Here is a 14,592-nt window from a genome sequence, read left to right on the forward strand (position 1 = left end):
ATGCCGATGAAGATATGTTTAATTCTTGAAGGGTCCTATCCGTATGTTCACGGTGGTGTCTCTACTTGGATGCATCAATATATTACAGAAATGAAAGAGCATGAATTTGTTCTTTGGGTTGTGGGGGCAACGCATGAGCAAAAGGGAAAGTTTGTTTATGAACTTCCTGAAAATGTCGTAGAGGTACACGAAGTCTTTTTGGACTATGTTGTGCCAGATAAAGAAGAAGACATAGAGCCACATCAGTTTACAGATGAGGAAAAACAAGCGCTTAAAGATATGGTTTTTTGTCAACAACCTGATTGGAAAGTCTTGTTTAAACTGTTACAGGATGGTAAGGTCGTTCCTAACGATCTCTTGAGTAGTGAGGCCTTTTTTCAGGTCTTGAAGGATCTCTGTAGTGAACGCTACACGCAGCTATCTTTTTCAGATGTTTTTCACACGATCCGTTCTATGCTGTTTCCACTTTTAAATATTTTATCTTGTCCACCTCCTGAAGCAGATGTTTACCACTCAATCTCTACAGGTTATGGTGGTATTCTTGCAACTTTGGGCAGTTTGACCTATGACAAACCTCTCTTCTTAACTGAACACGGGATTTATACACGTGAACGTGAGGAAGAATTGCTTCGTGCCAAGTGGGTTTTACCTACAATGCGCCAACAGTGGGTAAGGTTCTTCTATATGTTGTCTGATGCGATTTATCAAAATGCTGAAAAAATTACCAGCCTCTTTACGAAGGCCAAGGAAATTCAGATTGAGATGGGTTGTGATCCAGAGAAATGTCAGGTTATTTCAAACGGGATTGACTACGATGCGTTTTCTCAAATTCCTTTGAAAGAACCGGATGGTTGGATTGATATCGGAGCCGTGGTTCGTTTGGCTCCAATTAAGGACATCAAAACCATGTTGTATTCTTTCTACGAACTAGCTCAGCAAGTGCCAAACGTTCGTTTGCATATCATGGGTGGTATAGATGACCAAGAATATGCGAATGAGTGTTTTAGCTTGGCCGATAAGATGGATTTGGGAGATCGTCTCCTATTCACTGGTCGTGTTAATATTCGAGAATATATGAAGAAAATTGATTTTACGCTTTTGACCAGCCTTTCTGAAGGTTTGCCACTTTCTGTTTTGGAATCAATGGCGGCTAGCCGTCCTTGTGTGACGACAGATGTCGGATGTTGTCGAGAATTGCTAGAAGGTCGTGAGGATGACAATTTAGGGATTGCAGGATTTTGTGCGCCACCTACTTGTACAGGGCCTCTTGCAGAAGCTATGAAGAAGATGGCGATTAATGATGCTAGACGTCTTGAAATGGGTGAAATTGCGCGTAAGCGTGTTGAGGCGATATATCAATATCCGCAAATGATCGGTCAGTACCGACGCTTATATGAGGAGGTGGCTGTTTAATGGCCGGTATTGGATTTGAATTACGTAAAATTTACAACGAGGATAGCCTTTTTTCAAAACAAAAGGCCTACGCTTATGCTGGAATTGTTTATACCGGTCCTATGCTTTTGGGGATTTTGCTTACAGCTGGTGTCGTTGTTCTAACAATGGTAGCGGGAATCAGTGAAAATGAGCGTGATTATATTCTTTCGAACTTAACCTACGCTATCATCTTTTCACTCGTGATTACCAGTCTCTTTTCTCTGGTGGTAACCCGCTTTGTTGCGGACATGCTCTACGAGAAAAAATTTGAGACTATTATCCCCTCATTTTATGCGTCGAGTGCTTTGATGCTTTTGATTGGGACACCGCTGTATGCGATTTATCTAGCCTTGGCTAGTCGAAGCTTAGCAGAAGTGGCTATGGGAGTTTTGCTCTTTGGTGAGCTCTGTCTCGTTTGGAATGTCATTACCTACTTGACAGCGATTAAATCCTATAAAGAAATTATCAAAGGTTTCTTTTTAGCGATTGGTGTGACGGTTGTCTCTGGGTTACTTAGTATTTTCCTACATCAAAAGTATGGTATCTTCCTAAGTGTTTGTTTGGGATACGGTGGAATGATGTTTTGGATGGTTCGTCTTATCCATGACTATTTCCCATCTAATCTTAAAATGTCCTTTGAGTTTTTGAAATGGTTTGATCAATTCTCTGATCTTGCCAAGACTGGACTTTACATGTTGGTGGCCCTCTTTGCTCATATTATTATTAACTGGTTTGGGCCAATTAGTAAGAGTTTTGACGGCTTCTTCCGTACAGCTCCAGTCTACGATGTGCCAGCCATGCTAGCCTACTTAACGACTTTGGTATCAACACTTAATTTCGTTATGTCTGTCGAGGTTTCCTTCTATCCGCATTTCCGACGTTATTTTAACCTATACAATGAAGAGGGAAGTCTTTCGGATATCCAGGAAGCTGAAACTCAAATGCTGGATGTCATGAGTAACGAACTCAAATATGTTTTTTGGAAACAATTGCTAGCGACAATTTTCATTATGTTCTTCGGAAGCGTGGCCTTGACTTACTTACCAATTGGTTTTAACAATCAAATGCATGGGTACTTTTTAACGCTATGTCTGGCTTATGGACTCTATGCTGTTGGTAATGTAAATATCTTGCTTTTGATGTATTTTGCAGATTATAAGGGAGCTAAGAAACTTGCCAAACACTTTGCTATTCTGACAGTAGTTTTGAGTTTTGGTTCTCAGTTCTTGGACTCAGCCTTCCTAGGCTACGCCTTCTTGATTTCTTCTCTTGTTCTTTTTATTGAAAGTGGTCAGGAAATCGACAAATACACAAGTGATCTTCAGTATCATTTCTTAGGAAGCCAAGCCATGGTATCTAAGAAAGACGTGGGCTATTTTGAAAAATGGACTGAGCGTTTAGAAAACATACAAAAGAGGTGGGGGAAATGAATAGGAAAAAGAGTTTAGCAGCGGTTTTGTTGCTCTGTACGGTCTTTGGTTTTACAGCATGTGGAACCAAGGAACAGACAAAAAACGGTGTGACAACTAAAAAAGTAGATAAACAAGCGGCCACTGATATCTCTAATGTACACTTAAGAGACAAAAAGAGTCTCTATGATAAGGATCATACAAAGGTAACGACCATGTACCTGACAGTACGTCGAGGAGATGCTACAGAAAATCAAAATCACTCATGGTCTGAGGTCAATCAATATTCCGTTGAAGATTATCAGAAAATGCATGTTAAACGATATCAAGTAGCAGGGCTCCTTCAAGTTGGTAACGAGGACGGTCCCGTCTCTGGTGAGTTAGGTTATGACCAAGACGTGCCAAATGCTAGTGTTCAGATTCGTGGGGAAAGTTCAAGTAAGAACGCCCAAAAGAACTACAAAATCAAGATTAAAAAGAACAAAGGTGAGTGGAACGGTCAACGTACTATCAACCTTAACAAACACCAGACTGAAGCCCTTCGCTTTAGAAATAAGTTGTCCTATGATCTAATGGAAGAGATTCCACAACTCATGGGTGCTAGAACGAGTTTTGTTCACCTCTACGTTAAAGATGAAACCTCTGACAATCCTTCAGGTAAGTTTGAAGATTATGGTCTCTACACGCAAGTCGAACAGATTAACAAAAACTATCTGAAAGATCACGGTCTGGATGAAAATGCCAACCTTTATAAACCAAACTTCTTCGAATTCTTCCGCTATGAAGATACGATTGTTAAAGAAGATGATCCTAAATTCGATAAGGATAAATTCGAGAAACTTTTGGAAATTAAAGGTAGCCATGATCATACCAAACTTATTGATTTTCTAACCAAGCTCAACGATCCATCGGTGAAGATTGAAACCATCATGGACAAGTATGTAGATCCTGAGAATATCCAATATTGGATGGCCTTCCAGATGTTGCTTGGTAATGATGATACACAGAGTCGTAACATGTATCTCTATAGCCCACAAAACTCAACCAAATGGTACATCATTCCTTGGGATAACGATAGTATCTTGATGAAGAATGAACGTCGTTTGGTAAGTAAGGACAGTGACCAAGCTAATAGCTGGGAAGTCGGTGTCAGCAACTATTGGGGTAACCAACTTTTCCAACGTTTGCTCAAGTCAAAAGAGTTCCGCAAGGGTCTAGATGAGAAGATGGATGAGCTACGTAAGACGATTACTGGTGACAAGATTACTTCTATGAGTAATGAATACGCAGCAGTTATTAAACCTTACCTAGCTAAGATGCCTGACCAAATGCATGCTAAGACAACACCTGATAATTACGACAAGATTTTGGCAGATTTGCCAAATGAGTTGGAGAACAACTACAAGATTTACAAAACAAGTCTTGAAAAACCGCAACCATTCTTTATCAATAAGCCGGAAGTGGCCAATAACAAATTGAAATTAAGTTGGGGTGCCTCTTACGACTTCAATAACAGCAAGTTGACTTACACAGTTGAGTTAGCTAAGGACTATGAATTTAAAGACAAGGTCTTTGAAAAATCTGGTCTCAAAACCCTCAGTGCTGAAACAGATACCTTGCCTAAGGGACAATATTTTGTGCGTGTGACTGCAACTAACGAAGCAGGACAATCACAACGTGCCTTTGACTACTATGTCAATAGTGATAACTCTAAACAATTTGGTATCATGAGCTTCTTTGTCCTTGAAGATGGAAAAATTGGGGTAGATGGTTATGAAGACTAAAGAGAAGCCCTTTCGCCATGAGTTGAAATATGTCATTGGTGAACCAGAAAAGGCTCTGCTGACTGAGCGTTTTAAACATTTGATTCAATTGGATAAGCATGCGACAAATGGTGGTTATACCATTCGGAGTCTTTACTTTGACGACTATTGGAATAGTGCCTATGCTGAAAAAGACGCAGGTATTCTAGTTCGTAAAAAATATCGGATTCGTATCTATAATTTCGGGACCAATAGTATCAAACTAGAGCGTAAGAAAAAGGTAGATACCTACATTTTGAAAGAGGATGCACCTCTAACCGTTGAAGAATTTTATAAAATTATTGATGGGGACTATGACTTTCTCTTAAAAAGTCCATATCCTCTCTGTCAGGAATTTTACTATGAATGCGTTAGTAACATGATGCGTCCACGGACCATCGTTGACTATGAGCGAGAGCCTTGGGTCTATGACTTTGGAACAGTTCGCTTAACCTTTGACCAAAATGTCAGAGTAGCGGTTGGAAGTTTTGATATTTTTGATCCAGACTTACCAACAATTCCAGTCATTGATCCAGAAAAGATGGTTTTCGAAGTTAAATATACAGAGTATCTGCCAAAGATTGTCCAGAGTGTCTTGCCAGGGAAAGCAGACATGATGGCTGTCTCTAAGTACGTATTGGCTTATGAAAAATCTCAGTATCTAAATGGTTTTGAATACTGGGAAGATGGGAATATATAAATAGGAAAAGTGCTAAGTTTGAAAGAACTTAGTATAAGAAGGGGAATTTATGAGTGTTCAAGATTTTATAAAAAAATCAATCTTGCAGTCTGATAACTATGCGACGCAGTCGCCGTTTCGTATTGTTATCGTCTTGCTACTTGCCTTGTTGATTGGAGCCTTTATCTATAAGGTTTACCAGCATTTCTTTACAGGCGTTATTTATTCACGCAGTTTTGCCATGACCTTGGTCGGTATGACCTTGCTTACGTCAATGGTAACACTGGCAATCAGTTCAAATATCGTTATCTCACTTGGTATGGTCGGTGCCCTCTCTATCGTCCGTTACCGTACCGCTGTTAAGGATCCTATGGACTTGCTCTATCTGTTCTGGGCAATTACTTCAGGGATTACGGTAGGGGCAGGTATGTATGTCCTAGCCGTTGTAACGTCCCTTGTTATCCTACTGATGCTTATTGTCTTTAGCCGCTTGCAAGAGACTGGTAAGGTGTATATCGCTGTGGTTCACTATGATGGTGAGCACACAGGTGACAAAGTTATTCAAGAACTTGGTCGCATCAAACACTTTATCAAGTCTGAAACTATGCGAAAAGACAGTGTTGAGATGGCTATTGAAGTCTTTGTGAAAAATAACGACCTTACCTTCGTTGAAAACATTAAATCTATCGAAGGTGTCAAAGACCTTACGCTGATCCAATACAACGGCGAATACCATGGCTAGTAAACGTGAGAAGAAGAGTTGGAGTAGTCGAAAGAAGAAACTTTGGCTCGTCATCTGTCTAATCATCATTACGAGTGGTCTTTATGCCATTTTTGTGTATTTGAATACCAGAAATACAGGTACCAAGTTTGAATATACGCTTTCAGACAAGAGCTTTGGTAATCCGCTCATGGGTTATGTCCCTTCAGCGGAAGAAAAAACAGTTTCTGAAGATGTTCATCTTGTCTATGTTGATATCACATGGAAAGAATTGGAACCTAAAAAGGGCCACTATAACTGGGAAACGATTGAAGAAAGTAACCAGTTCAAACGATGGAAGAAAGAAGGCAAGCAGGTCGTCTTACGTTTCTTACTAGATTACCCTGGCAAATCAAGTCATAAGGATATTCCTGACTGGTTAGGAAATGAAATTTCTGACCTTGGGGATGCTTATAACACATCCTACGGTAAGGGATTTTCACCAAATTACCAAAATAAACTGCTTAGAAAATACTATAAAGAAGCTGTGACTGCTATGGGACAGCGTTGGGGCAATGATGATTTTATCGCCTACATCGAACTTGGTGGCTTAGGACACTGGGGCGAGTGGCATGTTCACTCAGATGCTGGCATTCGCCAATTACCACGAAAAGAAGTTCGTAAGGATTACATCGCACCGTTTCAACCAGCCTTTCCTAAAGCGAAGATTCTTATGAGAAGACCTTTTGATACAGGTTTGGAAGGTGATTTTGGAATCTACAATGATGTCTTTGGAGACAAATCAGCAACTAAAACCTGGTTAAATTGGATTCAAAATGGTGGCTCATACGATCAAACCCAAGAGCAAGCCGCCTTGAAAGCTATGCCTAAGGCTTGGGAAAAGGCTCCTATCGGTGGTGAATTGACAAGTTCGCAGTCTATGTCTAGCTTACTAGGTAATAACTTAGATGAGTTAACTGAAGAAGCTAAGGCTGCTCATTTGACCTTCTTGGGTCCAAAGGTTGCTGAAGATATCGGTGACGGACATGCTGCTTATAAGGAGCTTTTGAAGAACATGGGCTATCGCCTCTGGGTGTCAGGTTTGGCAATTTCTAAAGGAGAGAGCAAGGTTGATATTACCCTTAATTTGGAAAATTCTGGGGTTGCCCCTTTATATGGGGATTGGCCTGTGGTATTATACTTGTGTAATGCTAATGGCAAGGTTCTTCAAGCACAACAACTTGATTGTCGTTTGTCTGAATTGCTTCCAGATCAAACAACTGAACTTAAGGCAAGTTTCGCCTATTCCAAAGATCAGAACTATCAAGTGAAGCTAGGAATTCTATCTCCAATGACACAAGAGCCTTCGGTTCATTTTGCCATGAAAGGTTTTGAAGGAGAAGTCATGCCTAAATTAGCAACGATTCAAAAGGATCAAAAAGGCACTGGCAAGTAAGAAAGGAAAAATAAATGTCTATTTTAATTACAGGAGGAGCTGGCTATATCGGTAGCCACACAACCGTTGAACTCCTTAATGCAGGTTTCGATGTAGTCTTAGTTGACGACTTTTCAAATAGTTCACCAGCAGTACTTGAACGTTTGGAAAAGATTACAGGTAAAAAGTTTCCATTTTATCAAGGATCAATTTTAGATACTGATTTCTTGGATAAGGTTTTCACAAATGAAAATATTGAGCTAGTTATTCACTTTGCAGCCTTTAAAGCAGTGGGTGAATCTGTTCAAAAACCTTTGAAATATTATAAGAACAATATCAGTGGTACCATTACCCTTCTTGAAAAAATGAAGGAGTATGATGTTAAAAACATCGTCTTCAGTTCAAGTGCCACAGTTTACGGTACCAATAATCCTTCTCCAATGACCGAAGATATGCCAACATCAGCTATCAACCCATACGGTTATACTAAGTTGATGATGGAACAAATTCTTACAGACGTAGCTGCATCAGATCCGTCATGGTCTGTCACAAATCTTCGTTATTTCAATCCTATTGGTGCTCATGAAAGTGGTTTGATTGGGGAATTGCCAAACGGTATTCCAAACAACCTGATGCCATATATTACACAAGTAGCTATCGGTAAACTGCCTGAGCTTAACGTCTTTGGGGATGACTATCCAACTCCAGATGGTACAGGTGTGCGTGACTACATTCACGTTCTTGACCTGGCCTCAGGTCACTTGGCTGCTGTCAAATATAATTTGAGTCATAAAGGTGCTGAGATTTTCAACTTGGGTACTGGACATGGTTATAGCGTTTTGGATCTCGTTAAGACTTTCGAAGCTGAAAACAAGGTTGCTATCCCATACCGTATTCAAGGACGTCGTGCTGGTGATATTGCTACTTGCTATGCCTCTCCTGAAAAGGCCAAAGAAGTCCTTGGCTGGGAAGCTAAGAAGACCTTGAAAGAAATGGTTAGAGATTCATGGCGTTGGCAAACGACTAACCCAAACGGTTATGAAGACTAAGTAGCATAACTCAAATTATCAGTTCCTAGAGAGCGTAAGATAAGCACTAGATTATTTTAAACTATCCCTAATCTAGTAGCTTCAAAAATAAAGAGAAGAGGAGTGGAAGCGGTCACTAAATGATTACAGATTTAGAACTGTCTCACCCTCTTTTTATGTTTTAGCTTAGCTTTCTATGGTATAATGAAATTATGACTATTATTAATCAATTCGTCACTTTGGCGAGTCACCTTGTATTTATAGGATTGAGCTACCAAATGCTGATTAGCCTCTTTGATTGGGCGAAGATTATCAAAAATCCGATTGAAAATACTGGAAAATTGAAACTCTTTTTGCTCTTTATCAGTATTGCCTTAGGCTATCTTATCAGCTCCTTTGTTCTGTCGGTTTTAGCTTTTGGACAGAATATGGCTAGCTCGATTTCTTAAATTAGTGATTTTAAAAGACTTTTGATATAATACAAAAAGATGAAAATGACCCTTGAAAGGAATCCTTATGGATAAAATTATTGTGCAGGGTGGCAACACTCGATTAAGTGGTGAGGTTGTCATTGAAGGTGCTAAAAACGCTGTCCTCCCTTTGTTGGCGGCGACTATCTTGGCCTCGGAAGGTCAAACAACCTTAACTAATGTTCCAATCTTGTCAGATGTTTACACGATGAATAATGTTGTTCGTGGTTTAGATATTGCTGTAGACTTTGACGAAGAAAACAATACCGTTGTCGTTGATGCTAGTGGAGAAATTCTTGATCAAGCACCATACGAGTATGTTAGCAAGATGCGTGCGTCAATCGTAGTTCTCGGACCTATTCTTGCCCGTAATGGTCACGCTAAGGTTTCAATGCCTGGCGGTTGTACGATTGGTAGTCGTCCAATCGACCTCCACCTTAAAGGTTTAGAAGCAATGGGGGCTAAAATTACCCAAGTTGGTGGTGACATTACTGCGACAGCAGAAAACCTTAAAGGTGCAACCATTTATATGGACTTCCCATCTGTTGGTGCCACTCAAAACCTTATGATGGCAGCAACTTTGGCTGATGGTGTTACAACCATTGAAAATGCTGCGCGTGAACCAGAAATTGTTGACTTGGCCCTCCTTCTTAACGAGATGGGAGCAGACGTCAAAGGTGCTGGAACTGAAACGCTCGTGATTAAAGGTGTTAAAGCTCTCCATGGTACTAAACATGCAGTTGTTCAGGACCGTATTGAAGCAGGTACCTTTATGGTAGCAGCAGCCATGACTTCTGGAGATGTCCTCATCAAAGATGCTATCTGGGAACATAACCGTCCTTTGATTTCAAAATTATTGGAAATGGGTGTTGATGTTAAGGAAGAAGAAGGTGGCATTCGTGTTAAATCTGATGTTTCACAATTGAAACCAGTAACCGTTAAAACTCTACCTCACCCTGGTTTCCCAACTGACATGCAGGCTCAATTTACAGCACTTATGGCAGTGGTAAACGGGGAATCAACCATGATTGAAACAGTCTTTGAGAATCGCTTCCAACACTTGGAAGAAATGCGTCGTATGGGACTTCATTCAGAAATCCTTCGTGATACGGCTATGATTCACGGTGGTTTGCCACTTCAAGGTGCTCAAGTTATGTCTACTGACCTTCGAGCTTCGGCAGCACTTATTCTTACAGGAATGGTAGCTGAAGGAACAACGACTGTTGGTAAATTAACACACTTGGATCGTGGTTACTATCAATTCCATGAGAAACTAGCTAAACTAGGAGCAAATATTTCACGTGTAAGTGAGGCTTAGTATGGAAACTGGTAAAGGCTATGTTTTTCGTCAATTATTACTTGTTTTGAGTGTGTGTGTGATTGGCCTTGCTTTTCTAGCTATCGGTTTGATGATTGGCTATGCTGTTTTAGGAGAGGGCAAGGATCCAATAAGCATCTTAAAACCAGAAACTTGGCAGGCAATTGTTGCTAAATTTACAGGAAAATAAAAGGGAGTGGGAAGTAATCCCGCTCCTTTAGTCATGACATTCATATAAAAGAAAGAGAACAATGGCAAAAAGAAAGACATCTTTAACAAATAAACAGAAACGTCAGCTAGTCTCGTTACTAATAGCGGTTTTGATTGCAGTTTTAGGTTACATTGGAACGAGTAATAAGCTCTCACCTAACAATCCAATCAAGCAGGTAGCTAGTCTAGTCTCGGGAAAATCCAATAACTCCGCCAAATCAAACGGCTCAACAAGTGGGCAGTCTACGCCACAAGAGCAACTCGCAGAGACGGTGATGACTAGCTCTGTCAAGAGTCAACTAGGAAACGCCATAGAATGGAATGGGGCTGGTGCCTATATTGTTAACGGTAATAAAACCAATCTTAATGCTAAGGTATCTAGCCAACCCTACGCTAATAACCAAGTTAAAACGGTTCAAGGACAAACGGTTCCTACAGTTGCGAATGCCTTGTTAAGTAAAGCGACCAGACAGTACAAAAATCGTCAAGAAACAGGGAATGGCTCAACTTCTTGGACACCAGCTGGATGGCATCAAGTTCACAATCTTTCAGGAGAGTATAGCCATGCCGTAGACCGAGGCCATTTGTTAGGTTATGCACTTGTAGGTGGTCTCAAAGGATTTGATGCCTCGACTTCAAATCCAGAAAATATTGCCGTTCAAACTGCTTGGGCTAACCAAGCTAATAGCGAAACTTCCACAGGCCAAAACTATTATGAAAGCCTGGTACGAAAAGCTCAAGATAAAAATAAACGTGTCCGTTATCGCGTTACCCTCATTTATGAAGGAGATAACCTGATTCCATCAGGATCACATCTTGAAGCCAAGTCAGCAGATGGCTCGCTTGAGTTCAACGTCTTCGTTCCAAATGTCCAACAGGGAATTACCCTAGATTATTATTCAGGGAAAGTAACGGTGAATTAATGAAAAAACGACTCCAACCGGAGTCGTTTTTAGTATCTAGAAAAACAAAAACCCACCCGCAGGTGAGTTTTTGTTTATTCACTAGCTTGCTCCCATTGTTTAGAGAGGTAGCGAGAGTAGCTAGAGATGGCAAAGTTAACCACGAAATAAGCTAAAGCCACAATACCGTATAAGGTAAAGATTTGACTAGGTTCGTAGTAACCACCCATCAAAATCTGACTCTTACCAAACAATTCTTGTAAGGCGATAACAGAGTAAAGGAAAGAAGTATCCTTGATAACTGTTACGAATTGAGAGATGATAGATGGCAACATCTTACGAATAGCTTGTGGGAAGATGATGTAAATAAAGATTTGTTTGTTGTTAAATCCTTGAGACAAGCCGGCTTCCGTTTGGCCATGGTCAATAGAGTTCAATCCCCCACGAATGATTTCCGCCAAGGCAGCTGAAGTAAAGACCGTGAAAGAGGTAATCCCTGCAGCGGTTGACTTGAGTTGGAAGACCAGGAAGATAATGAAAATCCAAAGCAAGTTAGGAACATTACGGACGAACTCAACGTAGATAGAAGCAATCCAACGAAGGATAGGATTCTTTCCGTTACGCATTACCGCCAGAATAGTTCCGAACAGGGTAGATAGCACGATGATGAAGAAAGACAAGTAAAGAGTCGTCCACATCCCTTGTGCCAAGAATTTAAGGTTAGTAGCTGATAAAACTTCTGACATAGTGGACCTCCTTAGTAAGCTTTCTTATTCTCTTCTTCTTTACGACGTGCCCAAGTAGCTAGAGGGAAACACATGATAAAGTAGAGGAAGGCAGCCCCAGCAAAGGCCGGCACATAGTTAGTGGTATCATAAGCCCAAGCCTTAGCCGTGAACATGATATCTGCCCCAGAGATGATGGCAACTGTAGAAGTGTTTTTGATCAAGTTAACCACTTGGTTAGTCAATGGTGGCAAGATAGTACGGACTGCTTGAGGCAAGATGATGATACGCATGGTATCAGCGTAGGTGAATCCTTGAGACAAAGCGGCTTCGGTTTGACCTTTAGGAACTGCCTCGATACCTGTACGAATAATTTCAGAGATATAGGCTCCTGTGTAGACACCCACACAAAGGATAGCCGTCAATGAAATTGGGATCATGACATGACCATCAGTCAAGATTGAAATCCCATAGAAGACAACCACGAATTGCACAAGCAAGGGTGTGTTCTGGAAGATTTCGACATAAACACGTGAAATGCCACGAAGGACCTTGTTGTGAGTCGAACTCATAGCTCCAAAGATAAGCCCAAGAAGAAGAGCTACAATCAAGGCACCAATTGAAATGCCAAGGGTGTAAAAGAAACCTTTGGCAAATTGCCCAAAGTTAGCGAAGAAAGCAGCCCAACGTTCAAGAGCGAAAGGACTAGCCGTTTCAGTTAAAAGATACATAAATTCAGGACTCCTTTCTATTTATCTTCAGCCTTAGCTAGTTTCAAGTGATACTTATCGTAGAGTTTTTGAAGGCTACCATCTTTTTGCCATTTAGCAATCAAATCGTTGGTATAATCAATCAACTCTTGGTTAGACTTGCTTGAAGCGATACCGTATTCTTGTGTTTTGAAACCTTCTTTTAAGGTTTTAGTTTTCTTACTTTCATATCCAGAGAGGATAGATTTATCAACTGAGAAAGCATCTACACGGTGAGCGTAAAGAGAAACAGCCAATTCTGGGAAAGATCCGAGTTGAACATAGTTGAACTTAAGGTTATTAGCTGAAGCGTACTCTTGCAACGCAGCCTTAGTTGACGCCCCTTGAGAAACACCGATAGTCTTACCATTCAAATCTGAGATTTTGTTAATACCTGAATCCTTAAGAACCAAGAAACCGATTTGGTCATAGTAGTAAGGAGTTGAGATAGCGTAAGAAGCCTTACGTTCATCATTAATGGTATAGGTAGCGATAAGCAAGTCGATAGTACCGTTATCCATAAGTGGTTCACGAGTTTGCGTCGTTACTGGGATATAATTCACTTTAACTTTTAACTCATCAGCAATCTTCTTAGCAAGATCAACTTCCATACCTTCGTAGGTATTAGTCTTAGCAGAATAGTAACCAAAGTTAGGAACGTCTTGCTTCACACCGACATTGAGTGTCCCTCGCTTAACAATCTTTTGGACTGCTTTACTATCAAGAAGCTTACTAGTGTCTTCCGCCTTAGTCTTGTGACTCGTGATAAGAAAAATAGTGAGAATTGCCAAGCTTGCAACAGTTAGGTAACGTAAGATTTTTTTGAAAATCATAGGCAACCTCCTTAGGCATCCACTTGGACATTATCAGAGTTGTGATCGATAATCTTAGAAAGGAATTGAACCGCACGAGGTTCAGTTGGATTGTCAAAGAAACCATCCACATCCGTAGTGTCTACAAGAATCTGACCGTCAGCCATGAAAATGATACGGTCAGCCACACTACGGGCAAAGCCCATTTCGTGGGTTACGACAACCATATTCATACCACCTTTGGCAAGTTTTTGCATAACCGCAAGCACGTCACCGATAGTCTCTGGGTCAAGAGCTGACGTTGGTTCGTCAAAGAGCAAGAGCTCAGGATTCATAGCAAGACCACGGGCGATAGCGATACGTTGTTTTTGTCCACCAGAAAGCATGCCAGGGTATGAATCCTTCTTGTCCCACATGTTAACGTAGCGAAGGAATTTTTCAGCAGTCTTTTCAGCGTCTGCCTTACTGATTCCAAGAACCTTGATAGGTGCCAAGGTTACATTTTCAAGAACGGTTTTGTGCGGGTAGAGGTTAAAGTGTTGGAAAACCATACCGGCTTCCTTACGCAATTCTACCAAATCTTTGGCAGAAGCTTCCGTCACATTATGTCCGTTAACGATAAGCGTACCGTTATCGATTGATTCTAAGGCGTTGATTGTACGGATGAGAGTGGATTTCCCAGACCCAGAAGGTCCCAAGAGAACCACAACTTGTCCTTTTTCAATTTCTAGATTGATATCACGAAGTGCATGATAGTCTCCGTAATATTTATTGACATTTTTAAATTCGATAAGTGCCATAAGAACCTCCTAATAATGGATTTAGTTGTTAGCTTTTCTAACATGTACTAAATTTTAGCATAAGTAAAGCCGAAAGTCAAAAAATTCCGAATATTCTTTCAAAAACGTTCGGGTTTTGC

The 14,592-nt window shown here is 40.6% G+C and carries 15 protein-coding genes; 11 read left to right on the top strand and 4 right to left on the bottom strand.

The window, feature by feature from the left end; all coding sequences use genetic code 11:
* Positions 1-6 precede the first annotated feature (6 nt).
* The 11 genes from pelF (at position 7) to NYE32_RS04530 (ending at position 11,408) form a co-directional block, all read left to right on the top strand.
* Positions 7-1,413 carry a GT4 family glycosyltransferase PelF gene (gene pelF / locus NYE32_RS04480; protein WP_175062863.1) on the top strand — a complete coding sequence of 469 codons (1,407 nt, stop codon included), beginning with the start codon at positions 7-9 and terminating at the stop codon, positions 1,411-1,413.
* A complete protein-coding gene (pelG, locus tag NYE32_RS04485; protein ID WP_048790583.1) occupies positions 1,413-2,864 on the top strand; it encodes an exopolysaccharide Pel transporter PelG in 1,452 nt (483 codons plus the stop codon). The genes pelF and pelG overlap by 1 nt, the downstream gene beginning before the upstream one ends.
* Positions 2,861-4,627, top strand: coding sequence for a CotH kinase family protein (locus tag NYE32_RS04490; RefSeq protein WP_225998806.1), 1,767 nt, complete (start codon positions 2,861-2,863; stop codon positions 4,625-4,627). The genes pelG and NYE32_RS04490 overlap by 4 nt, the downstream gene beginning before the upstream one ends.
* Positions 4,617-5,345 carry a polyphosphate polymerase domain-containing protein gene (locus NYE32_RS04495; RefSeq protein WP_002883511.1) on the top strand — a complete coding sequence of 243 codons (729 nt, stop codon included), beginning with the start codon at positions 4,617-4,619 and terminating at the stop codon, positions 5,343-5,345. The genes NYE32_RS04490 and NYE32_RS04495 overlap by 11 nt, the downstream gene beginning before the upstream one ends.
* Before the next feature lie 49 nt (positions 5,346-5,394).
* On the top strand, positions 5,395-6,066 hold the full coding sequence (locus NYE32_RS04500; RefSeq protein ID WP_002883515.1) for a DUF4956 domain-containing protein: 672 nt from the start codon (positions 5,395-5,397) through the stop codon (positions 6,064-6,066).
* Complete coding sequence (locus NYE32_RS04505) at positions 6,059-7,480, top strand: DUF4832 domain-containing protein (protein ID WP_073686323.1); 1,422 nt, start codon at positions 6,059-6,061, stop codon at positions 7,478-7,480. Before NYE32_RS04500 ends, NYE32_RS04505 begins: the two co-directional genes overlap by 8 nt.
* 14 nt (positions 7,481-7,494) lie before the next feature.
* Positions 7,495-8,508, top strand: a complete 1,014-nt coding sequence (galE, locus tag NYE32_RS04510) for a UDP-glucose 4-epimerase GalE (protein WP_175063675.1) — start codon at positions 7,495-7,497, stop codon at positions 8,506-8,508.
* Positions 8,509-8,699: 191 nt separating this feature from the next.
* A complete protein-coding gene (locus NYE32_RS04515) occupies positions 8,700-8,936 on the top strand; it encodes a DUF1146 family protein (RefSeq protein ID WP_013990686.1) in 237 nt (78 codons plus the stop codon).
* A gap of 67 nt (positions 8,937-9,003) precedes the next feature.
* Positions 9,004-10,275: a UDP-N-acetylglucosamine 1-carboxyvinyltransferase gene (gene murA, locus NYE32_RS04520; RefSeq protein ID WP_013990685.1), complete on the top strand. Its 1,272-nt coding sequence runs from the start codon at positions 9,004-9,006 to the stop codon at positions 10,273-10,275.
* 1 nt (position 10,276) lies between these two features.
* A complete protein-coding gene (locus NYE32_RS04525; protein ID WP_003097027.1) occupies positions 10,277-10,465 on the top strand; it encodes a DNA-directed RNA polymerase subunit beta in 189 nt (62 codons plus the stop codon).
* Between the two features lie 61 nt (positions 10,466-10,526).
* Positions 10,527-11,408 carry a DNA/RNA non-specific endonuclease gene (locus tag NYE32_RS04530; protein WP_013990683.1) on the top strand — a complete coding sequence of 294 codons (882 nt, stop codon included), beginning with the start codon at positions 10,527-10,529 and terminating at the stop codon, positions 11,406-11,408.
* Positions 11,409-11,482: 74 nt separating this feature from the next.
* Here NYE32_RS04530 and NYE32_RS04535 read toward each other — a convergent pair whose 3' ends face one another.
* From NYE32_RS04535 to NYE32_RS04550, 4 genes are read right to left on the bottom strand one after another with little or no spacing between them, the layout of a single operon-like run.
* A complete protein-coding gene (locus NYE32_RS04535; RefSeq protein WP_002886253.1) occupies positions 11,483-12,133 on the bottom strand; it encodes an amino acid ABC transporter permease in 651 nt (216 codons plus the stop codon).
* 11 nt (positions 12,134-12,144) lie between these two features.
* Positions 12,145-12,843: an amino acid ABC transporter permease gene (locus NYE32_RS04540; RefSeq protein ID WP_002886251.1), complete on the bottom strand. Its 699-nt coding sequence runs from the start codon at positions 12,841-12,843 to the stop codon at positions 12,145-12,147.
* Positions 12,844-12,860: 17 nt separating this feature from the next.
* Positions 12,861-13,694 carry a transporter substrate-binding domain-containing protein gene (locus NYE32_RS04545; RefSeq protein WP_339157104.1) on the bottom strand — a complete coding sequence of 278 codons (834 nt, stop codon included), beginning with the start codon at positions 13,692-13,694 and terminating at the stop codon, positions 12,861-12,863.
* A gap of 11 nt (positions 13,695-13,705) precedes the next feature.
* Entirely contained in the window at positions 13,706-14,473 is a 768-nt protein-coding gene (locus NYE32_RS04550) for an amino acid ABC transporter ATP-binding protein (protein ID WP_151405000.1), read from the bottom strand.
* Between the last annotated feature and the right edge of the window lie 119 nt (positions 14,474-14,592).

Origin of the sequence: Streptococcus sp. FSL R7-0248 (assembly GCF_037967965.1) — a bacterium.
In the GTDB taxonomy this organism is placed as follows: domain Bacteria; phylum Bacillota; class Bacilli; order Lactobacillales; family Streptococcaceae; genus Streptococcus.